Origin of the sequence: Micromonospora tulbaghiae (assembly GCF_900091605.1) — a bacterium.
GTDB classification, from domain to species: domain Bacteria; phylum Actinomycetota; class Actinomycetes; order Mycobacteriales; family Micromonosporaceae; genus Micromonospora; species Micromonospora tulbaghiae.
The window spans coordinates 1,015,598-1,036,756 of record NZ_FMCQ01000001.1 but is presented as its reverse complement, the minus strand read 5'-3'; the positions used below and the strand labels follow the sequence as shown (position 1 = coordinate 1,036,756).

At 72.5% G+C, this 21,159-nt stretch carries 20 protein-coding genes; 12 read left to right on the top strand and 8 right to left on the bottom strand.

Annotated elements, in window-relative coordinates; translation table 11 throughout:
• The first annotated feature begins 7 nt into the window (after nucleotides 1-7).
• Together GA0070562_RS05045 and GA0070562_RS05040 are read left to right on the top strand one after the other, a co-directional pair.
• Nucleotides 8-664: a Maf family protein gene (locus GA0070562_RS05045; RefSeq protein ID WP_091415547.1), complete on the top strand. Its 657-nt coding sequence runs from the start codon at nucleotides 8-10 to the stop codon at nucleotides 662-664.
• A gap of 9 nt (nucleotides 665-673) precedes the next feature.
• Nucleotides 674-1,327 carry an O-methyltransferase gene (locus GA0070562_RS05040; protein ID WP_091415544.1) on the top strand — a complete coding sequence of 218 codons (654 nt, stop codon included), beginning with the start codon at nucleotides 674-676 and terminating at the stop codon, nucleotides 1,325-1,327.
• 45 nt (nucleotides 1,328-1,372) lie between these two features.
• Here the strand turns inward: GA0070562_RS05040 and GA0070562_RS05035 are convergent, their stop codons facing one another.
• The 4 genes from GA0070562_RS05035 to GA0070562_RS05020 form a co-directional block, all read right to left on the bottom strand.
• The gene (locus GA0070562_RS05035) at nucleotides 1,373-2,716 is read right to left on the bottom strand and encodes an MFS transporter (RefSeq protein WP_091415541.1); all 1,344 of its coding nucleotides are present in this window, start codon (nucleotides 2,714-2,716) and stop codon (nucleotides 1,373-1,375) included.
• Between the two features lie 62 nt (nucleotides 2,717-2,778).
• Nucleotides 2,779-3,534 carry an ABC transporter permease gene (locus GA0070562_RS05030; protein WP_091415538.1) on the bottom strand — a complete coding sequence of 252 codons (756 nt, stop codon included), beginning with the start codon at nucleotides 3,532-3,534 and terminating at the stop codon, nucleotides 2,779-2,781.
• A 17-nt stretch (nucleotides 3,535-3,551) separates the two neighbouring features.
• The gene (locus GA0070562_RS05025; protein WP_091415535.1) at nucleotides 3,552-4,511 is read right to left on the bottom strand and encodes an ATP-binding cassette domain-containing protein; all 960 of its coding nucleotides are present in this window, start codon (nucleotides 4,509-4,511) and stop codon (nucleotides 3,552-3,554) included.
• A gap of 127 nt (nucleotides 4,512-4,638) precedes the next feature.
• A complete protein-coding gene (locus tag GA0070562_RS05020) occupies nucleotides 4,639-5,229 on the bottom strand; it encodes a PadR family transcriptional regulator (protein WP_091415533.1) in 591 nt (196 codons plus the stop codon).
• Nucleotides 5,230-5,361: 132 nt separating this feature from the next.
• On the opposite strand from GA0070562_RS05020, the gene GA0070562_RS05015 reads away from it, so the two are divergent.
• Both GA0070562_RS05015 and GA0070562_RS05010 read left to right on the top strand, forming a co-directional pair.
• Complete coding sequence (locus tag GA0070562_RS05015; RefSeq protein ID WP_091415530.1) at nucleotides 5,362-7,113, top strand: acetyl/propionyl/methylcrotonyl-CoA carboxylase subunit alpha; 1,752 nt, start codon at nucleotides 5,362-5,364, stop codon at nucleotides 7,111-7,113.
• 70 nt (nucleotides 7,114-7,183) lie between these two features.
• A complete protein-coding gene (locus GA0070562_RS05010; protein ID WP_091415526.1) occupies nucleotides 7,184-8,623 on the top strand; it encodes a GuaB1 family IMP dehydrogenase-related protein in 1,440 nt (479 codons plus the stop codon).
• Between the two features lie 13 nt (nucleotides 8,624-8,636).
• Here the strand turns inward: GA0070562_RS05010 and GA0070562_RS05005 are convergent, their stop codons facing one another.
• Complete coding sequence (locus tag GA0070562_RS05005) at nucleotides 8,637-9,176, bottom strand: TetR/AcrR family transcriptional regulator (RefSeq protein ID WP_091415522.1); 540 nt, start codon at nucleotides 9,174-9,176, stop codon at nucleotides 8,637-8,639.
• Nucleotides 9,177-9,260: 84 nt separating this feature from the next.
• On the opposite strand from GA0070562_RS05005, the gene GA0070562_RS05000 reads away from it, so the two are divergent.
• Complete coding sequence (locus GA0070562_RS05000) at nucleotides 9,261-9,704, top strand: DoxX family protein (RefSeq protein ID WP_091415519.1); 444 nt, start codon at nucleotides 9,261-9,263, stop codon at nucleotides 9,702-9,704.
• A gap of 48 nt (nucleotides 9,705-9,752) precedes the next feature.
• Here GA0070562_RS05000 and GA0070562_RS04995 read toward each other — a convergent pair whose 3' ends face one another.
• Complete coding sequence (locus tag GA0070562_RS04995; RefSeq protein ID WP_091415516.1) at nucleotides 9,753-11,375, bottom strand: DHA2 family efflux MFS transporter permease subunit; 1,623 nt, start codon at nucleotides 11,373-11,375, stop codon at nucleotides 9,753-9,755.
• Between the two features lie 55 nt (nucleotides 11,376-11,430).
• On the opposite strand from GA0070562_RS04995, the gene GA0070562_RS04990 reads away from it, so the two are divergent.
• From GA0070562_RS04990 to GA0070562_RS04975, 4 genes are all read left to right on the top strand, one after another.
• Nucleotides 11,431-11,946, top strand: coding sequence for a MarR family winged helix-turn-helix transcriptional regulator (locus GA0070562_RS04990; protein WP_091415512.1), 516 nt, complete (start codon nucleotides 11,431-11,433; stop codon nucleotides 11,944-11,946).
• 61 nt (nucleotides 11,947-12,007) lie between these two features.
• On the top strand, nucleotides 12,008-12,529 hold the full coding sequence (locus tag GA0070562_RS04985; protein WP_091415508.1) for a MarR family winged helix-turn-helix transcriptional regulator: 522 nt from the start codon (nucleotides 12,008-12,010) through the stop codon (nucleotides 12,527-12,529).
• Nucleotides 12,523-14,256, top strand: a complete 1,734-nt coding sequence (locus GA0070562_RS04980; RefSeq protein WP_091415505.1) for an ABC transporter ATP-binding protein — start codon at nucleotides 12,523-12,525, stop codon at nucleotides 14,254-14,256. The genes GA0070562_RS04985 and GA0070562_RS04980 overlap by 7 nt, the downstream gene beginning before the upstream one ends.
• A 110-nt stretch (nucleotides 14,257-14,366) precedes the next feature.
• The gene (locus GA0070562_RS04975) at nucleotides 14,367-16,322 is read left to right on the top strand and encodes an ABC transporter ATP-binding protein (protein WP_419779833.1); all 1,956 of its coding nucleotides are present in this window, start codon (nucleotides 14,367-14,369) and stop codon (nucleotides 16,320-16,322) included.
• A gap of 70 nt (nucleotides 16,323-16,392) precedes the next feature.
• Here GA0070562_RS04975 and thrS read toward each other — a convergent pair whose 3' ends face one another.
• Nucleotides 16,393-17,610 carry a threonine--tRNA ligase gene (thrS, locus tag GA0070562_RS04970; RefSeq protein WP_091415499.1) on the bottom strand — a complete coding sequence of 406 codons (1,218 nt, stop codon included), beginning with the start codon at nucleotides 17,608-17,610 and terminating at the stop codon, nucleotides 16,393-16,395.
• Between the two features lie 496 nt (nucleotides 17,611-18,106).
• Between thrS and GA0070562_RS04965 the strand changes: the two genes are divergently transcribed.
• The 3 genes from GA0070562_RS04965 (at nucleotide 18,107) to GA0070562_RS04960 (ending at nucleotide 19,701) form a co-directional block, all read left to right on the top strand.
• Nucleotides 18,107-18,730, top strand: coding sequence for a DedA family protein (locus tag GA0070562_RS04965; protein ID WP_091416222.1), 624 nt, complete (start codon nucleotides 18,107-18,109; stop codon nucleotides 18,728-18,730).
• 38 nt (nucleotides 18,731-18,768) lie between these two features.
• On the top strand, nucleotides 18,769-18,951 hold the full coding sequence (locus GA0070562_RS29905) for a hypothetical protein (RefSeq protein WP_139135429.1): 183 nt from the start codon (nucleotides 18,769-18,771) through the stop codon (nucleotides 18,949-18,951).
• Between the two features lie 96 nt (nucleotides 18,952-19,047).
• Entirely contained in the window at nucleotides 19,048-19,701 is a 654-nt protein-coding gene (locus GA0070562_RS04960; RefSeq protein WP_091415496.1) for a DUF998 domain-containing protein, read from the top strand.
• 38 nt (nucleotides 19,702-19,739) lie between these two features.
• On the opposite strand, the gene GA0070562_RS04955 is transcribed toward GA0070562_RS04960, so the two are convergent.
• Complete coding sequence (locus tag GA0070562_RS04955) at nucleotides 19,740-21,143, bottom strand: NAD(P)H-quinone dehydrogenase (protein WP_091415492.1); 1,404 nt, start codon at nucleotides 21,141-21,143, stop codon at nucleotides 19,740-19,742.
• Between the last annotated feature and the right edge of the window lie 16 nt (nucleotides 21,144-21,159).

The following is a 21,159-nucleotide window of genomic DNA, read 5'->3' as shown; positions in this document are numbered from 1 at the left end:
CGGCGGGGTGTCGACCTCCGTACCGGTGCGCCTCGTGCTCGCCTCGCAGTCCCCCGCCCGCCGCAAGCTGCTCCAGGCCGCCGGGATCGAGCCTGACGTGCTGGTCAGCGGCGTGGACGAGTCGCAGGTGGTGAGCGAGCGGGCCGAGGATCTGTGCCTCGAACTGGCCCGGCTGAAGACGCAGGCCGTACGCGATCGGCTGCGGCCCTCGCCGGACGAGCGCACGCTGGTGCTCGGTTGCGACTCGGTGCTCGCCTTCGACGGCGAAATCCTCGGCAAGCCTGATGACGCGGCCGACGCCACCCGGCGGTGGCACCGGATGCGCGGGCGAAGCGGCGTCCTGCACACCGGGCACTGCCTGATCGATGTGACCCACGAGTCCCGGGCCGAGGCGGTCGCCTCGACGACCGTGCACTTCGCAGACGTCAGCGACGAGGAGATCGCCGCGTACGTGGCGACAGGTGAGCCGCTGGCGGTGGCCGGCGCGTTCACGATCGACGGGCTGGGCGGGGCGTTCCTGACCGGGATCGAGGGCGACCCGGGCACGGTGGTGGGGTTGTCCCTGCCGCTGCTGCGCCGGCTGCTCGCCGAGGTGGACCTGAGCATCGTCGACCTGTGGACGAAGATCGCGCCCGGGGGCCAGGAGATCGAACATCTCGGCTAACGTCCGGACATGACCACGAAGCCTCTGCCGCTCACCCCGGAACTGCACGCCTACCTGGTGGCCCACGGCTCAGCGCCGGACGAGATCGTCCGGGAGCTGGCCGAGGAGACCCGGGCGGCCCTGCCCGCCGAGGCGGTCATGCAGGTCGCGCCGGAACAGGCGGCGTTCCTGACCTTCCTGACCCGGCTGCTCGGCGTACGGCAGGCGGTCGAGGTGGGCACGTTCACCGGCCTCTCCTCGCTGGCGATCGCCCGCGGGCTTGCCGAAGGCGGGCGGTTGACCTGCTTCGACATCTCCGAGGAGTACACGGGCGTGGCCCGGCGCTACTGGGAGCGCGCCGGTGTGCAGGACCGGATCGAGCTGCGCATCGGCCCGGCCGCCCAGACGCTGCGCGAGCTGCCCCGCGAGCGTTACCTGGACTTCGCGTTCATCGACGCCGACAAGGTCGGCTATCCGATCTACTGGGACGAGCTGGTGCCCCGCATGCGTCCCGGCGCGGTGATCGCCGTCGACAACACGCTGCGCGACGGCCGGGTGCTCGCCCCGCGCAACGCCGACGACCGGGCGATCGCCGCCTTCAACGACGCGGTGATCGCGGACGTCCGCGTCGAGGCGGTCATGCTGCCGATCGCCGACGGCGTCACGCTCGCCCGAGTGCTCTGAAACCGATCCCCGAGGCCGGGACGCCACGCCGCCGAGGGGACACGGTCAGGCCGGAAGGGCCGCCGGGCGCAGGGCACGCCCCAGCCGCACCGTCAGCAGCACCGCGACCGCGATGAACGCGGGCAGCAGCAGGAACGCCGGGTGCGGGCCGAACCCGTCGGCCACCCACCCGAGCGCCACCGGCGCGATCCCGAAACCCACACCCATCGAGTACGCCGACCAGCCCGCCGCCTTGTCGGCGGCCGGACCGGCCACGGCCAGCGCGATCGAGATCGCCAACGGGTAGTGCAGCGCGTTGCCGAGCCCGAGCACGACCAGCCCGGTGACCGCGAGCCAACCGACAGTGCTGACCCAGAACAGCGCGAACCCGGCCAGCGAGACGGTGAGCGCGCCGAGCAGCAGCGGCACCGGCGGCCAGCGCAACGCGGCCCGGCCACCGGCGATCCGGCCGGCGAACATGCCGCAGACGATCGCGGCTACCGCTGCCGATGCCCCGCCCGCGCTCAGCCCGGCGTGGGTCCGGAGCACGTCGGCGGTCCACAACGACAGGCAGACCTCGATCGACCCGGTGACGGACATCAGGGCCCAGGCGATCCAGTACGCACGCGGCAGCCGCCCCGCCGAACCGGCGGCGGTGACGCCCGAAGCAGGAACGCCCGAAGCAGGAACGGCCGAAGCAGGAACGGCCGAAGCAGGAACGGCCGAAGCGGAGACGGAGGGAGCGGACACAGCGGCCTCGGAGACCCCTGATGCGGGGACGGCGGGCACCCGGGTGGAGGCGGCGACGGGGACCGGCGTGCCGGCAGCCGCGACAGCGGGGGCGCGTTGCGGCACGCGTACCCGGAAAGTCAGGGCGGCGAGCGCTACCAGCGTGATCAGCCCGACCTCGACGGCCATCAGCGGTCGCCAGCCGAGACCGGCGTCGACGGTGAGGCCGATGGTCAGCGGCGCCAGGATGCCCATGCCGGCGCAGGCCGCGTTGGCCTCGGTGAGCGCGGCGGGGGCGGCGGTTCCGTGCCGGGCGGTGAGCACCACGCTCACACCGCTGACGACCATCATGCCGAAGGTGGCGATGACCGCGACGGCGGCGAGCGTGGCCGGTAGCGGGCGGAGCAAGCCGAGCGCGGTGACGCCGGCGGCGACGCCGGCGAGGCCGAGCCAGATGGCCGGGCCGCGGCCGAGGCGGCGGGCGACCGGGGCGAACAGCGCGCCGCCGGCGAGCGCGCCCACAGCGATGCCGGTGCTGTGCAGGCCGGCGACGGCGGCGCTGGTGCCCTGTTCGTCGCGGAGCAGGGGTACGACCGGGCCGAACCCGTAGAGGAAGAAGCCCCAGAGACCGAGCTGGGCGTAGGTCAGCCAGGTGAACCGGTCACGGATGAGGCGGGGCACCGGCCCACGCTACGCGCGTGACACCGGTGCCCCGTGCCTGCTGAGAGGTACGTCTCCCCTGCTCAGCGGACGCTGCGGGCGAACTGGCGGGCGGCCCAGAACACACCCGCGGCGGCGAGCACCGCGATGATGCCGAGGCCCTGCCAGACGCGGTCGTTGCCGAGGTCGCCGTTGAACAGCGCGCGGGTGCCCTCGACCGCCCAGGAGAACGGGTTCCACTTGGCGACGCCCTGGAGCCAGCCGGGGGCGAAGGTGAGCGGCAGCAGGATGCCGGAGAGCAGCAGCACCGGCTGCGCGACCGTGTTCATCAGTGGGGCGAGCGCGTCCTCGCTCTTGACCTTGAGCGCGATGCCGTAGGAGACGGCCGACGTCATCAGGGCGATGAGGGCGAGCATCAGGTACGCCAGGAGCAGGTAGCCGATGAACACGCGCAGGTCGAACGCGAGCGCCAGCAGCGTGATGATGATCGCCTGCGCGATCAGCGAGACCACGTCGCGCAGCGAGCGGCCGAGCAGCAGGGCGAGCCGGCTGACCGGGGTGACCCGGGAGCGTTCGATCACGCCGGCGCGCAGCTCGGCGATCAGGCCGAAGCCCTGGAACAGGCCGCCGAAGATGGCCAGCAACACGAGCAGGCCGGGCACGAAGATCTTGTACGCGGCGGCCTGGGTGGGCGCGTTCAGCGCGGGCTTGAGCAGCGGGGCGAACAGGAGCAGGTACATCACCGGCTGGAAGACGCCGACGAAGATCCACACCGGGTTGCGCAGCAGCAGTTGCGTCTGGCGCTGGAAGATCAGCCAGGTGTCGCGGGCGAGTTTCATGACAGCTTCTCCGGGGGTCAGGACTCGCGCAGCGAGCGGCCGGTCTTGGTGAGGAAGACGTCGTCGAGGCTGGGGCGGTGCAGCTCGATCGAGCGCAGGTCGAGCCCGGCGTGGTCGAGGCGGCGCAGCACCTGCGGGATGGCGGTGGCGCCCTCGTCGACGTAGAGGCGCAGACCCCCCTCGTCGACGGTTTCCAGCTTGCTCACGTACGCCTCGGTGTCGAGCAGCTCGGCGGCGCGCGGGGTGCTCGGGGCGTCCAGGCCGACGATCACCACCTCGCCGGAGATCTCCCGCTTCAGCTCGGCCGGTGTCCCCTCGGCGACCACCTCGCCGTGATCCATGATCGCGATGCGGTCGCAGAGCGCGTCCGCCTCGTCCAGGTAGTGCGTGGTGATGAAGACGGTCATCCCCTCGGTACGCAGCCGGCGGATCTCGTCCCACATGTGCGCGCGGCTCTGCGGGTCGAGGCCGGTGGTCGGCTCGTCCAGGAAGACGATCTTCGGCTCGTGGATGATGCCGAGCGCGATCTCGACGCGCCGGCGCTGGCCGCCGGAGTAGGTCTTGCACTTGCGGTCGGCGTACTCGACGAGCTGGAACGCTTCGAGTGCGCGCTCGGCACGGCGGTGCGCGTCGGCCTTGCCGATGCCGTAGAGGCGGGCCTGGAGCACCAGCTCCTCACGGGCGCTCGACTCGTCCCAGGTGCTGCCGCCCTGGGCCACGTAACCGATCCGGCGGCGCACCTCGGCCGGGTCCTTGCGCAGGTCGGCGCCGGCCACCGCGGCCTCGCCGCCGTCCGGCTCGATGAGCGTGGCGAGCATCCGCAGCGTGGTGGTCTTGCCGGCGCCGTTGGGCCCGAGGAAGCCGAAGATCTCCCCCGCTGCGACGTCGAGGTCGACGCCGCGGACCGCGTCCACTGTCTTCGTCTCGCGACCCGCGCGGGAGCGGTACGACTTCCGCAACCCCCTGGTCTCGATCATTTCTGCTCCTGGTCGTCCGGGCGGACCTGAACGGCCGCCGATCGTCCGCGAGGACGCACGAATCCCCCGCGATTCCCGCTGAGGCTAACGCGATATAGCTCTTATGGTCAACGTTGATTATGTCGTGTCACCGAGATCCGTCGGACCAGCCCGACCAGCCCTCGGCTCGCTCCATCCCATCGGGCAGGTACGACACCCCCGACTCGATCCGCTCCGCGATCCGCTCGCACCAGGCCGCCTCCGCCTCGGCGCGGGCCAGCCACAGCTCGAACATCCACCCGACGTGCACCGGCTTGCGGGTGCGCACCCAGTCCGAGTCGAGCGAGGCGCGCGTCGACTCGACCCCGGCCCGGAGCAGATTCGCCCGGTTGCGCAGCGCCGCCGCCGCCTCCTCGCGCGGCATCGCCGGCAGGAACGAGAACGCCGCCACAAAGGGGTCCGGCGGCTCGTGGAGCTGCCACCACTGCGCCCGCAGCAACGTCTCGAACTCGTCCTCCCCCTTCGCTGTCACCTCGTACGTGGTGCGCGCCGGACGGGCGCCCACCTGCTCGACCGAGACGGTCCGGAGCAGGCCCTCGTCGGCGAGCTTGCGCAGCGCGTGGTAGATCGAACCGGGCTGCACGTTGGCCCACTTGTCCGCACTCCAGCTCAGCAGCTCACGGCGCACGTCGTAGCCGTGCACCGGCTGCATCCACCTGACCAGGCCGAGAATCATCATCCGCGTTGCCGACACGGGACAAGCGTAATAACCAAGTTTGACTACAGTGCGGCATCCCACACTGAGCGATCGTTAGGCCCCGCAGCTCGGCCGCTAAACTCCCGGCATCGACCTCCCGGGAGGAGCCACAAGGTGCGCAAGGTTCTCATCGCCAACCGCGGCGAGATCGCCGTCCGCGTCATCCGCGCCTGCCGCGACGCCGGGCTGGCCAGCGTCGCCGTCTACGCGGACTCCGACCGGGACGCCCTGCACGCCACGCTCGCCGACGAGGCGTACGCCCTCGGCGGCGACACCGCCGCCGACAGCTACCTGCGCATCGACAAGCTGATCGACGTGGCGGCCCGCTCCGGCGCGGACGCGGTGCACCCCGGCTACGGCTTCCTCTCCGAGAACGCCGACTTCGCCCAGGCCGTCATCGACGCCGGGCTGACCTGGGTCGGCCCCACCCCGCAGGCGATCCGCGACCTGGGCGACAAGGTGACCGCCCGGCACATCGCGCAGCGGGCCGGCGCGCCGCTGGTGCCCGGCACCCCGGACCCGGTGGGCAACGCGGACGAGGTGATGGCGTTCGCCGTCGACCACGGCCTGCCGGTCGCCATCAAGGCCGCCTTCGGCGGTGGCGGGCGTGGCCTGAAGGTCGCCCGCACCATGGAGGAGATCCCGCACCTGTTCGAGTCGGCCACCCGCGAGGCGGTCGCCGCGTTCGGCCGGGGCGAGTGCTTCGTCGAGCGCTACCTGGACAAGCCGCGCCACGTCGAGGCGCAGGTGCTGGCCGACCAGCACGGCAACGTGATCGTGGTGGGCACCCGGGACTGCTCGTTGCAGCGCCGCCACCAGAAGCTGGTCGAGGAGGCGCCCGCGCCGTTCCTCACCGACGCCCAGCGCGCCCAGATCCACGACAGCGCCAAGGCCATCTGCCGGGAGGCCGGCTACCACGGCGCCGGCACCGTGGAATACCTGGTCGGCGTGGACGGCACGATCTCGTTCCTGGAGGTGAACACGCGGCTCCAGGTCGAGCACCCGGTCACCGAGGAGACCGCCGGCATCGACCTGGTGCGCGAGCAGTTCCGCATCGCCGACGGGGAGAAGCTGCGCTTCACCGAGGACCCGACGCCGCGCGGGCACGCCATCGAGTTCCGGATCAACGGTGAGGACCCGGGCCGCAACTTCCTGCCGGCACCGGGCACCGTCACGGCCCTGCGCCTGCCCTCCGGGCCGGGCGTGCGGGTGGACACCGGCATCTCGGCCGGCGACGTGATCGGCGGCAACTTCGACTCGCTGCTGGCCAAGGTGATCATCGTCGGCGAGACGCGTACCGAGGCGCTGGAGCGTGCCCGCCGCGCGCTCGACGAGATGGTGGTCGACGGCATGGCGACCGCGCTGCCCTTCCACCGCCTGGTGATCCGCGACGAGGCGTTCACCGCCGAGCCGTTCACCGTGCACACCCGGTGGATCGAGACCGAGTGGGACAACACCGTCCCGGCCTTCACGGCCATTGCGGGCGCCGCCGACGAGCCGGCCGAGCGCGAGACCGTCGTGGTCGAGGTGGGCGGCAAGCGGCTGGAGGTCGTCCTTCCCGCCGGGCTCGGCGGGGGTACGGCGGCAGCCGCGCCCGCCGCGAAGAAGCCGGCCCGCCGGGGCGGCGGGGGCAAGGCGGGCGCCGCGGTCAGCGGTGACACGCTCACCTCCCCCATGCAGGGCACGATCGTGAAGATCGCCGTCGCGGACGGCGACGAGGTGGCCGAGGGCGACCTGGTCGTGGTGCTGGAGGCGATGAAGATGGAGCAGCCGCTGCACGCGCACAAGGCCGGCACGGTGAGCGGGCTCGCGGCCGAGGTCGGCGCGGTGATCACGTCCGGCGCGGCGATCTGCACCATCGCCTGACGACGCCAGCCGGGGGTGGTGTGAGCCACCACCGGCGGCGGGACCGCGCCCGGGCGGGAATGATGGCCGGGTGCGGTTCCTTCACGGCGCGGTCCCCGCGCACGACCTGACCTACAACGACGTCTTCATGGCGCCCAACCGTTCCGAGGTGGGCTCCCGGCTCGACGTCGACCTGGCCACCACCGACGGGACCGGCACCACGATCCCGCTCGTGGTGGCGAACATGACAGCCGTCGCGGGCCGGCGGATGGCCGAGACAGTGGCGCGGCGCGGTGCGGTGGCGGTGATCCCCCAGGACATCCCGATCGAGGTCGTCGCCGACGTGGTCGGCTGGGTCAAGCAGCGGCACCTGGTGCACGACACGGCGATCACGCTCGGCCCGACCGACACGGTCGGCGACGCCATCCACCTGCTGCCCAAGCGCTCGCACGGCGCGGTGGTCGTGGTCGACGCGGACGGCCGGCCGATGGGCGTGGTGACCGAGGCGGACACCGTCGGGGTGGACCGCTTCGCCCAGCTCCGGCACGTGATGTCGACCGAGCTGCACACCGTTCCGGCGGACGCGGACCCGCGTACCGGGTTCGACCGGCTGTCGGCGGGCCGGCGGCGGCTCGCGCCGGTGGTGGACGGCGACGGCCGCCTGGTCGGGGTGCTGACCCGGCAGGGCGCGCTGCGCGCCACGCTCTACAAGCCCGCGACGGACGACCGGGGCCGGCTGCGGATCGCCGCCGCCGTGGGCATCAACGGCGACGTCACCGGCAAGGCCGCCGCGCTGCTGGAGGCGGGGGTGGACACGCTCGTCGTGGACACCGCGCACGGGCACCAGGAGCGGATGCTCCAGGCGCTGCGGGCGGTCCGCCGCCTCGACCCGCCGGTGCCGGTGGCGGCCGGGAACGTGGTGACCGCCGACGGCGTACGGGACCTGGTGGACGCGGGCGCGGACATCGTGAAGGTGGGCGTCGGGCCGGGCGCGATGTGCACCACCCGGATGATGACCGGCGTGGGCCGCCCGCAGTTCTCCGCCGTGCTCGACTGCGCCGCGGCGGCCCGCTCGCTGGGGCGGCACGTCTGGGCCGACGGCGGCGTACGGCACCCGCGGGACGTGGCGCTGGCGCTCGCCGCGGGCGCCTCGAACGTGATGATCGGCTCCTGGTTCGCCGGCACCTACGAGTCCCCCGGCGACCTCTACACCGACGCCGACGGGCGGCGCTACAAGGAGAGCTTCGGCATGGCGTCGTCGCGCGCGGTGAGCGCCCGGACGGCCGAGGACAGCGCGTTCGACAGGGCCCGGAAGGCGATCTTCGAGGAGGGCATCTCCTCGGCCCGGATGTATCTGGACCCGAACCGGCCCGGCGTCGAGGACCTGATCGACGAGATCATCTCGGGCGTGCGCAGCGCGTTCACGTACGCGGGGGCGCGCAGCCTGGAGGAGTTCCACGAGCGGGCGCTCGTCGGCGTGCAGAGCGCCGCCGGGTACACCGAGGGGATGCCGCTGCCGACGAGCTGGTGACGCCCCGCCGGGCTCAGCTGAACAACCGCCCGATCACGGTACGGGCGGCGGCCTCCGGGTCGTCGCCCACCCGGGGCGGCAGCGCGCCGGAGAGCCAGAGCGTGGCGAAGCCGTGCACGATCGACCAGGCGGCCAGCGCGTCCGCGTCCGGCTCCCGCCCGGTGCGCCGGGCCACCCCGCCGCGCAGCAGTTCCCCCGACCGCGCGCGGGCGGCGACCAGCTCCGGGTCGTCGGCCCGGTACAGCTCGGGCCGGAACATGACGTCGAAGTGCGCCCGGTGCCGCACCGCGAACCCGACGTAGGCCACACCGGTGTCGAGCAGGTCGTCCCCGGCCTGCCGCAAGGCGTCGGCGAGCAGGTCGAAGCCCTGGGTGGCGAGCGCGGTGAGCAGCCCGGCCTTGTCGCCGAAGTGGTGCGCGGGCGCGGCGTGTGAGACCCCGGCGCGCCGGGCCAGCTCACGCAGGCTCAGCGCGGCCGGCCCGGACTCGGCGATCGCCTCGGCCGCGGTGCTCAGCAGGACGCGACGGAGGTCGCCGTGGTGATACGAGGCCATGCCGTCACCCTAACTTGTCATTGACAAGATGGCACCCGTCGCGCAATCTTGTCATCGACAAGATGCTCGTCGGAGGGATTGACAATGGCACCCCTGATCGCGCTCCTCGCCGGCACCGCGCTGGCCCGCATCGCCGGCCTGCTCGGCGTGGACGCCCTGGACGGGTGGCACCCCGCGCTGCGGGTCGGGCTGGCGCTGATGTTGGTGCTGACCGGCGTGGCCCACTTCGCGTCCCGCCGGGCCGACCTGATCGCGATGGTCCCGCCGTCGCTGCCCCGGCCCGGCCTGCTGGTCACCGTGACCGGCGTGCTGGAACTCGCCGGCGCGCTCGCGCTGCTGTTCCCGGCCACCGCGCGCTGGGCGGCGGCCGGGCTGGCGCTGCTGATGCTCGCCATGTTCCCGGCGAACGTGTCCGCCGCGCGGCGTCGCCTCACGCTCGCCGGCCGTCCGGTGACCCCGCTCGGCGTGCGTACGGTGCTCCAGGTCGTCTTCGTGGCCGCCGCGCTGGCGGTGGCCCTCGGCGGATGAGCCCGGCGGGCCGGCGTGCCGCAGCCGGGCGGGGCCGCCCGGCGCGGCTCAGGCCCGGGACGGCTCCGCTTCGGTGGACTGGGATTCCCCGGTCTCCCCGTGGCGAACGGTCGGCAGGCGCAGGCAGGCGACCAGGCCGATCAGCAGGAACCCGGCGCCCGCGAAGGCCGCGTAGCGGGTGGCCTCGGAGAACGCCGCCTTCGCCTCCGCGGCGATCGGGGCGGTACGCGGGTCCGCCTCCAGCCCGCCGATCGCCGCACCCGCGCTCTCCTTGACCGCGCTCACCACCTGGTCCCGCTGTGCCGGGGTGAGTCCCGGCTGGTCGGCCAGGCGGTCGCCGAGCAGCCCGCCGAGGCCGGCGAAGAGCACGGTGCCGAGCACCGCGATGCCGAGCGCGGAACCGACCTGCCGGGCGGTGCTCTGCAGGCCCGAACCCTGGCCGCTGCGGCGCACCGGCACCTGCGACAGCGAGACGCCGGTGAGCTGGGCGGTGGCCAGGCCGACGCCGACGCCGTACACGAACAGGAAGCCCAGCGGCGCCCACCAGCTGGTGTCCGGCGCGACCACGAACCCGAGCCCGGCGACGCCGACCAGCTCGGCGGCGACGCCGAGCTGGACCACCCGGGCCGCGCCCCAGCGCTGGGTCAGCGGCGCGCCGATGCCGCTGGCCAGGAAGCTGCCGACGGCGAGCGGCAGCAGCGCCAGGCCGGTCCGGAAGGCGCTGTAGCCGAGGACGTTCTGGAACCACAGCGGCAGCGCGAACAGCAGGCCGAACTCGCCCAGGCTGACGATCGCGGCGGCCAGGATGCCGTTGCGGAACGAGCCGATGCCGAACAGCGACAGGTCGAGCAGCGCCGGGCGGCCGGCCCGGTTGCGACGTACCTGCTGGGCCAGGAAGATCCCGAGCGCGACGAGGCCGACCAGCGCGGCCACCGGCACCGGCGAGATCGACGCGGTCCAGTCCAGCCCGAACAGGCTGAACGCCCGTTCCCGCTCCCACCAGCCGTAGGTGCGGCCCTCGATCAGCGCGAAGACCACGCCGGTCATGCCGATCACCGAGAGCAGCGCGCCGAGCAGGTCCAGCCCGCGCTCGGCGTGCTCGTCGCGGGACTCGGCCACGAGCACGAGCGTCGCCACGATCACGGCCAGGCTGACCGGGACGTTGATGCCGAAGGCCCACCGCCAGGAGTACGTGGTGGTGAGCCAGCCGCCGAGCAGCGGCCCGAGCGCCGCCGCGCCACCGATCGTGGAGCCCCAGACGGCGAACGCGATGCCCTTCTCCCGGCCGGTGAAGTTGGCGTTGAGCAGGGACAGCGAGGTGGGCAGCATCATCGCGCCGCCGACGCCCTGGAGCACCCGGGAGGCGATGAGCGTCTCGCCGGAGCCGGCGAGCGCCGCGAGCACGCTCGCGACCACGAACACGGTGACGCCGACGAGGAACATCCGCCGCCGCCCGGACCGGTCGGCGAAGCGGCCGGCGACCAGCAGCAACGCGGCGAAGACCAGGGTGTACGCCTCCTGCACCCACTGCGCGTCGGTGGAGGTGATGTCGAGGTCCCGGATGATCTGCGGCACCGCGACGTTCACGATCGTGGCGTCCACGATGATCATCGCTACGCCGAGGCTGATGGCCAGCAGCCCGAACCAGCGTCCGCGCCCGTCGCCGCGCATTGCGCCCTCCCCTTTAGCTAGATTCTCTAGCTACCCGAGATGCTAGCTTTATCCCGTGGAAGGGGTGCCGTCAACCGGAGAGCGAGCGCCGGCCGCGCCGCCGAGCAGCGAGGCCGCCCGCGCGCTGCGCGACGTGCTGCGGATCGCCGGTGACACCCGGGCCGCGCTGGCCCGCCGCCTGGGCCTCAACGCGACCGACGCCGCGGCCATCGACCACCTGGTCTCCAGCCCGGAGCCGCTGGGCCCGGTCGAGCTGGGCAACCGGCTCGGCATCCGGTCCGCCTCGGCGACCACGCTCGTCGACCGGCTCGTGCAGGCAGGTCACGTCGCCCGGACCCCGCACCCGCACGACAGGAGGCGGCTCAGCCTCCAGGTGACCGAGAGCGCTGTGAGTGAGGTACTGGAGGCGCTGCGCCCGATGCTCGTCGGCGTCGACCGGGCGGTCGCCCGGCTCACCCCGGAGCAGGCCGAGGCCACCACGGCGTTCCTGCGCGAGGTCACCGAGGTGATGCGGGAGTACGTCGCCACCGCGCCGGACGAGCCGTCCCAGGCTCGCGCCGACCGCGGCTGAGGAGACTCTCAGAAATAGTTTGGGCCCTGATGGTTCGGGAGCTAATCTGACGCTCGTGAACATGGGCCCGCTCGTCCGCTTCCCCGACGCGTTGCACCACGCGCCACTCGGCCGGCTGGTCTCGATCGCCGGCCACGTCGTCGAACAGCACTGGGGGCGTTACCTCGCCGAACACCACGGGCTCACGTCCGCCGGCATGCGGGTCCTGATGATCCTCCTCCGCTCCGGCGACGTGAGTCACCGGGACATGGCCGAGGTGTGCTTCGTCCGGCCGGCGACGCTCACCGGCATCGTCGACACACTGGAACGCGACGGTTTCGTCAGCCGGCGTCGCGCTCCCGAGGACCGCCGCACGGTCCGCCTCACCCTGACCGACAAGGGTGCGGCGCACGCCCGCGCCATCATCGACCGGATCGACAGCGACCGGCCGTTGACGTCGGTCGACGCCGACCCGGCCAAACGGGCGGTGATCCGCGAGTTCCTGATCGAAATCATCACCGGCATGTCCGACGGTGACCTCCGTCGGTTGAACCGGGACAGCGAGTCCGACACCGAGCCGCCAACGGGGAGCCATCCGTGTTGATCCGCCTGCTCCGCACACATCTGCACCCGTACCGACGATGGCTGGCCGCCGTGGTGGCGTTCCAGTTCGTCGGCACCATCGCCTCGCTCTACCTGCCCAGCCTGAACGCCGACATCATCGACCGGGGCGTCGCCGTCGGCGACACCGACCAGATCCTGCGTACGGGCGGGTGGATGCTGGTGGTCAGCCTGCTCCAGATCGCCTGCTCGATCGCCGCCGTCTACTTCGGCGCGAAGACCGCGATGGCGTTCGGCCGCGACGTACGTGGCTCGATCTTCCGGCGCGTCAACAGCTTCTCAGCCCGCGAGGTCGCCCGGTTCGGGGCGCCGTCCCTGATCACCCGCAACACCAACGACGTCCAGCAGGTGCAGATGCTGGTGCTGCTGAGCTGCACCATGCTGGTGGCCGCGCCGATCATGAGCGTCGGCGGCGTGGTGATGGCGCTGCGCGAGGACGTCGGGCTCTCCTGGCTGATGCTGGTCTGCGTACCGGTGCTCGCAGTCGCGCTGGGTCTCATCATCCGCCGGATGGTGCCGGGCTTCCGGCTCATGCAGACGCGGATCGACACCGTCAACCGGGTGCTGCGCGAGCAGATCACCGGCATCCGGGTGGTCCGGGCGTTCGTCCGCGAGCCGTACGAGACCGACCGGTTCCGGGCCGCGAACACCGACCTGACCGCCACCGCGCTGCGGATCGGGCGACTCCAGGCGCTGATCTTCCCGATCGTGATGCTGGTGCTGAACGTCTCCAGCGTCGCGGTGCTCTGGTTCGGCGCGGCGCGGGTCGACAGCGGTCAGATCCAGATCGGCGCGCTCACCGCGTTCCTGCAGTACCTGATGCAGATCCTGATGGCGGTCATGATGGCCACCTTCATGCTGATGATGGTGCCCCGGGCGGCGGTCTGCGCCGAGCGCATCGAGGAGGTGCTGGACACCGACTCGTCGGTCGTGCCGTCGACCGACCCGGTCACCGAGGTCAGCGGCCAGGGCGAGCTGGAGTTGCGCGGCGCCGGATTCCAGTACCCGGGTGCCAGTGCCCCGGTGCTGCACGACATCTCGTTCCGGGCCGAGCCGGGCCGGACCACGGCGATCATCGGTTCCACCGGCGCCGGCAAGACCACGCTGCTGACGCTCATCCCCCGGCTGGTCGACCCGACCGCCGGCGCGGTCCTGGTCGACGGCGTGGACGTACGGGACCTGGCCCCGGACGAGCTGTGGCGGCGGATCGGGCTGGTGCCCCAGCGGCCGTACCTGTTCACCGGCACGGTCGCCAGCAACCTGCGCTACGGCAACCCGGACGCCACCGACGCCGACCTGTGGGCCGCCCTGGAGATCGCCCAGGCGCGCGACTTCGTCGCCGACATGCCGGGCGGGCTGGAGGCGCCGATCGCGCAGGGCGGCACGAACGTCTCCGGTGGCCAGCGGCAACGACTGGCGATCGCCCGCGCGCTCGTCCGCAAACCGGAGATCTATCTCTTCGACGACTCCTTCTCCGCGCTCGACCTCGGCACGGACGCCCGGCTGCGGGCCGCCCTCAAGCCGGTCACCGCGGACGCGGCGGTGGTGATCGTGGCCCAGCGGGTCTCCACGATCATCGACGCCGACCAGATCATCGTGCTCGAGGACGGGGGTGTCGTCGGGATGGGACGGCATGAGGAACTGCTGGAGAGCTGCCCCACGTACGCCGAGATCGTCGCGTCGCAGCAGACGGCGGAGGTGGCCGCGTGAGTGGGGGGAACGGCGGCACGCCGTCGGTACCGCAGCAGAAGAACGAACCGTCGCGACTACCTCCGGCCGGGCGGCGGCCCGGCGGCGGCCCGCCGCACATGAGCATGGGCATGCCGGCCGAGAAGGCGATGAACTTCGGGCCGTCGGCACGCCGTCTGCTGGGGCGGCTACGGCCGTACCGGCTCCAGCTCACCGGCGTGCTCGCGCTGGCCCTGGCCAGCGTCGGGCTCAGCGTCATCGGGCCGAAGGTGCTCGGCCACGCCACCGATCTGATCTTCAGCGGGGTGATCGGGCGGCAGTTGCCACCCGGCACCACCACCGAGGCGGCGGCGGAGGCGGCCCGCGCCGAGGGCAACGGCAACTTCGCCGACATGCTGGCCCGGATGGACGTGATCCCCGGCACCGGCATCGACTTCGACGCGCTGGGCCGGGTGCTGGCGTTCGCTGTCGTGCTCTACATCGGCGCGAGCATGCTCCAGTGGGCGCAGGGCTGGGTGCTCAACGGCGTGGTGCAGCGCACCGTGCTGACGCTGCGCGCCGACGTGGAGGACAAGCTCAACCGGCTGCCGCTGCCCTACTTCGACAAGCAGCCCCGCGGTGAGCTGCTCAGCCGGGTCACCAACGACATCGACAACGTGTCGCAGACACTCCAGCAGACGCTGAGCCAGTTGCTCACCTCGCTGCTCACAGTGGTCGGCGTACTCGGGATGATGTTCTGGATCTCGCCGTTGCTGGCTGTCGTCGCGCTCGTCGCGGTGCCGCTGTCGGTGGTGGTCACCAGCCAGATCGCCAAGCGGTCGCAGGGCAAGTTCATCGCCCAGTGGAAGCACACCGGCGAGCTGAACGGCCAGATCGAGGAGGCGTACACCGGGCACGAGCTGGTGAAGGTCTTCGGTCGGCAGAAGGAGGTCGAGGCCGCCTTCCACGCCAAGAACGAGGAACTGTTCCGGGCCGGCTTCGGCGCGCAGTTCGTCTCCGGGCTGATCATGCCGGCGATGTTCTTCATCGGGAACCTCAGCTACGTCGCGATCGCCGTGGTCGGCGGCCTGCGGGTGGCGTCGGGCTCGATGAGCCTCGGTGACGTGCAGGCGTTCATCCAGTACTCGCGGCAGTTCACCCAGCCGCTCACCCAGGTCGCGTCGATGGCCAACCTGCTGCAGTCCGGGGTGGCCTCGGCCGAGCGCGTCTTCGCCGTGCTCGACGCCGGCGAGCAGAGCCCTGACCCGGCCGAGCCGGCCCGGGTCGCCGACCCGCACGGGCGGGTCGAGTTCGAACACGTCTCCTTCCGGTACGACCCGGAGAAGCCGCTCATCGACGACCTGTCGCTGGTCGCCGAGCCGGGTCACACGGTGGCCATCGTCGGTCCCACCGGCGCCGGCAAGACCACGCTGGTCAACCTGGTCATGCGGTTCTACGAGCTGGACGCCGGGCGGATCACGCTGGACGGGGTGGACATCTCCACGATGCGCCGCGACGACCTGCGCGGCCGGATCGGCATGGTGCTCCAGGACACCTGGCTGTTCGGCGGGACCATCCGGGACAACATCGCCTACGGCCGGCCGGACGCCACCGAGGAGGAGATCCTCGCCGCCGCCCGGGCGACGTTCGTGGACCGGTTCGTCCGCAGCCTGCCGGACGGCTACGACACCGTGATCGACGAGGAGGGCAGCAACGTCAGCGCCGGGGAGAAGCAGCTCATCACCATCGCCCGGGCGTTCCTGGCCGAGCCGTCGCTGCTGATCCTGGACGAGGCGACCAGCTCGGTGGACACCCGGACGGAGGTGCTGCTCCAGCGCGCCATGGCGGCGCTGCGCTCGGACCGGACGAGCTTCGTCATCGCGCACCGGCTGTCCACCATCCGCGACGCCGACCTGATCCTGATGATGGAGCAGGGCCGGATCGTCGAGCAGGGCACCCACGAACAGCTCGTCGCCGCCGGTGGCGCGTACGCCCGGCTCTACCGGGCGCAGTTCAGCGGCGCGGTCATCGAAGACGAGGTGCCGGCGCCCGCCCCCGCCGGTCCGCCGGGAATGCGTGCCGGAGCCGGCACGCCGGTCGGGAACTGACATGGACCCGGCCACAGGTCCGGCGCCGGTCCCCGTCCGGGTGCCCTCCCGGCACCCGGACGGGCCGGAGTCAGGCCGGCGGGAGCAGCCCCGCCGACCGGCTCGCGACCACCGCGCCGACCAGGTCCAGCGCCTGCGCGGCGGGCATCGGGTCGAGCACCCGGCCGTCGCGCAGGCGCAGCGAGACCGAGCCGTCGGCCGCCTCCCGGGGGCCGACCACGCCGGTGTACGGGACGCGGCGGCGGGACGCGTCCCGGATCCGGGCACCGAGCGAACCGGCGTGGTCGATCTCGGCCCGCAGCCCGGCCGCCTCGGCCCGGCGGGCCAGCCCGACGGCCGCGTCGGCCTGCGCCGCGTCCACCGGGAGCAGCAGCACCTGCACCGGGGCGTACCAGGCGGGGAAGGCGCCCTCGTGCACCTCGATCAGGTACGCGAACAGCCGCTCCATGCTGCCGACCAGGCTGCGGTGCACCATCACCGGCCGTTTCCGGCGGCCGTCCGAGTCGGTGTACGACAGGTCGAACCGCTCCGGCTTGTCGAAGTCGAGCTGGACGGTGGAGATGGTCGACTCCCGGCCGGCCGCGTCCACGATCTGAACGTCGATCTTCGGGCCGTAGAACGCGGCCTCGCCCGGCGCCTCGACGACGTCCACCCCGTCGAGCGCGGCGCGGAGCAGTTCCTCGGCCCGCGCCCAGCCAGCGTCGTCGCCCACGTACCGATGGCCCGGCCCGCGCAGCGACAACCGGAACCCGGCGGGACGGACACCGAGCGCGGCGTGCGCCTCGCCGATCAGCCGCAGGATCTCGCGGACCTCGTCGCCGACCTGCTCCAGCGCGCAGAAGTTGTGCGCGTCGTTGAGCGAGATGGCCCGCACCCGGGACAGCCCGCCGAGCACCCCGGAACGCTCCGCCCGGTACATCCCGCCCAGCTCGGCGATCCGCAGCGGCAGCTCCCGGTAGGAGCGGCCGCGGGCGCGGAACACGAGCGCGTGGTGCGGGCAGAGCGCCGGGCGCAGCACGAACTCGTCGTCGGCGCTCAGCCGCATCGGCGGGAACATGTCGTCGGCGAAGTAGCCCAGGTGCCCGGACAGCTCGAACAGCTCCCGTTTGCCCAGCGGCGGCGAGTAGACGTGCCGGTAGCCGGCCCGGCGCTCCAGCTCCCGGACGTACTCCTCGACGGCGTGCCGGGCGGCGGCGCCGGCCGGCAGCCAGATCGGCAGCCCGGCGCCCGCGAGCGGGTCGGAGACGAACAGCTCCAGCTCCCGGCCGAGCCTGCGGTGGTCGATCATGTCGCTCTCCTTGATCGGGTACGACCCGGAGGCGAGCAGGCCCGGTACGCCGCGAGGCCCCGGAGCGGATCGCCCCGGGGCCTCGTCGACGGAAACGTCAGTGCGGCGCGCCGGGAACACCCGGCGTCGTGGTCACTACCGCTCTGCGCATGCCCCGACGGTAGGCGCGCGGGTATCGACGGCGCATCTGAGTTTCGGAGAGAGGGTGCGGGTCGCCGACACGGGACCTGTCGGCGACCCGCCGCGGCCAGGGCATCGGGAACGGGGGACCCGACGGCTCCGGTGCCGCGTCCCGTCAACGGTACGCCGCGATCCGTCGATCCGCCGCCCCGCCCCGGGGCCCCGCCCACCCGTCACCTCCGGCCGGGTCGGCTCGTTTTCCACCTACGGCCCGTCGGTGTCGCCTGTCACCGCCAGGCGGGGCCGGTGGTGGTGACGCCGGACACGGCGTCAGGCTCGATCCGGTCGAACGGAGAACTCCGGCGAGGTGGCGGTCGTGGCCGAACTCATCTCTGACGTCGCGTCGCCCATGTGGGCGTACGCGCTGCTGCTGATCCTGCTGATCGCCGACGCCTTCATCCCGGTGGTGCCGACCCAGCTCGTCATGATCACCAGCGGGGCGCTGACCGTGTACGGCGGGCTCAGCCTGCCGCTGACCATCGCGGTCGGCGCGGCCGGCGTGTTCATCGGGGATCTGGCCTGCTATCTGATCGGCCGCACCACGCCGACTCGCCGCCCGGCCCGCGCGACGACGCCCGGACGGGCACGTCGGGCCGTCACCCGGGTCACTCGCGGGCTGCGCGAGCCGGGACCGCTGGTGATCCTGCTCTGCCGTTTCGTGCCCGGCGGCCGGATGGCGGCCTGCTTCTCGGCCGGGCGCAGCCGCTACCCGTACCGCCTGTTCCTGCCCTACGAGGCGGCGGCGGCCCTCGCCTGGTCCAGCTACGGGGCGCTCGTCGGTCATCTGGGCGGTACGGCGCTGACCCACTCGGCGTGGCGGCTGCTGGTGATCGGCGGCGTGGCCGCGGCCGGATTCGCGCTGGCCGGGTGGGCGATGACCTGGATCAGCAGCACCCGCCAGACCCGCACCAAGGCCACCGCCGACTCAGCAGGCAGCTGACCCCCGAGCACCTGTTCGACGCGAAGGAAGCACAGACCATGAGCGACGCGGCGGGCTGGCAAGACGTCAAGGCCAGAGCCCGGCGGATCGATCCCTCGTGTGACGACGTTGAGCGCGCGGCTCAGCGCAGACATCTCAGGGAGCAGATGCTGGAATGGGTCGCCGCCGCGCAGCCGGCGGGAGACCGGCCGGACGATCCACCTCGACCCGGCCTGACCTGACGCGGTTCTCCGGGGCCCGGTAGGGGACGACCCGGGGACCGAAGTGGGTGGTGGTCCCGGATCCGTCTGGGGCGGTTCCGGCGACAGGCTGGCCGTATGCCTGGAACGCGGAGAAGCGGCCTGCTGGCCATCGGCGGGATCGTCCTGGCGGCGGTGCTCGCGGTGATCGGTCATCTCGAGGTGAGCGACGACCTGGATCCCTGGTCGCTGACCGTCAGCGACTTCGCCGTCTCCGATCGGGGCGGCGTCATCGACACCGCGATGGCGGTGCTCGCGGCGGCCAGTCTGGTCCTGCTGCCGGCGCTGCGCCGGTCCGGTGCGGGCCGGGTGCCGCTCGCGTTGTTGACCGCCTGGTCGGCCGGGTTGCTGGCCGCCGCCCTGGTGCCCACGAACGAGCCGGGTACGCCGATGGACACCGCCGCGTACGTGCACCGGTACGCCTCGGTGCTGTCGTTCCTGGCCCTGCCCGTGGCCGGCTGGCTGCTCGCCCGCCACCCGGTCACCGGAGCGGCCGCCTGGCTGCGCGGGCTGACCGTGGCCAGCCTGGTGCTCGCAGGCGCGATGATCTGGTCCGCCTACCTCGGCGACCGCGCTTTGCTGGGCCTGATCGAGCGCCTCCTGATCCTCACCGAGACAGCCCTGCTGGCAACCCTGGCCCTGCACCTGACCCTGACCAGAGTCGCCGATCATGGAGTTGTGGCCCCGCACAGACCGGGCATACCAGTCGGATCGGGGGCCGCAACTCCATGATCGACGAGCAAGGAACGGGCGGAGGGCGAGAGGCCGGGCTACTCCAGCTCGTGGAGCATGAGCTGGCGGGCGGCCTCCGTGATGGAGCCGGACAGGCTCGGGTAGATGGTGATGGTGTGGGCCAGCTCGTTGACGGTGAGGTTGTTCTCCACCGCCATCGTGATCGGCAGGATCAGCTCGCTGGCCTTCGGCGCGACCACCACGCCGCCGATCACCTGACCGCTCGCCGGCCGGCAGAACAGCTTGACGAAGCCGTCGGCCAGGTCGTCCATCTTCGCCCGGGCGTTGCCGGACAGCGGCAGCATCACCTGGCGGGCCGGGGTCTTGCCGGCGTCCACCTCGTCCTGGGAGACGCCGACTGTGGCCAGCTCCGGGTCGGTGAAGACGTTCGCGGCGACGGTACGCAGCCGCAGCGGCCGGACCGCCTCGCCCAGCGCGTGCCACATGGCGATGCGGCCCTGCATGGCCGCGACGCTCGCGAGCGGCAGCACGCCGGTGCAGTCGCCCGCCGCGTAGATGCCCGGCACGTTGGTACGGGAGACCCGGTCCACCGTCACGAAGCCGCCCCGGGCCAGCTCGACGCCGTACTCGGCCAGGCCCAGATCGGCGGTGTTCGGGATCGAGCCGACCGCGATCAGCGCGTGCGAGCCGGTGACCTGCCGGCCGTCGGAGAGCACCACCTCCACCCCGTCGCCGACGCGGCGGACCGCCTCGGCGCGGGAGTTGTTCAGGATGCTCATGCCCCGGTTGCGGAACACCCGCTCGATCGCCATCGCGGCGTCGGCGTCCTCGTGCGGCATGACCCGGTCCCGGCTGGAGACCAGCGTGACCTTGACGCCCATGGCCAGGTACGCGCTGGCGAACTCGGCGCCGGTCACGCCGGACCCGACCACGATCAGGTGCTCGGGCAGCTCGGGCAGGTCGTACACCTGGCGCCAGGTCAGGATGCGTTCGCCGTCCGGTACGGCGGTGGGGAGCTGGCGGGGGGTCGCGCCGGTCGCGACGAGCACCGTCGACGCGGCGATCGAGTACTCCACGCCGTCGCCGGCCGGGGTGACGATGACCCGGTGGGTGTGGCCGAGCGTGTCCTCGCCGAGGCGGGCGTGGCCGGCCACGAACTCGACCCCGGCCTTGACCAGCTTGGTGTGGATGTCGGCGGACTGCGCCAGGGCGAGCCGCTTGACCCGCTCGTGCACAGTCCGGGCGTCGACGGTGACCGCCTCCAGGCCGTCGGAGTGCACCCCGAACTCCTCGGTGTCCCGGTAGCCGGTGACCACCTCCGAGCTGGCGATGAACGTCTTGGAGGGCACGCAGTCGGAGAGCACGCAGGCGCCGCCGGCGCCCTCCGCCTCGACCACTGTGACATCGGCGTCCAACTGCGCGGCGACCAGAGCCGCCTCGTACCCGGCCGGCCCGCCGCCGATGATCACGATCTGGCTCACCGAGCCATCCCTTCGT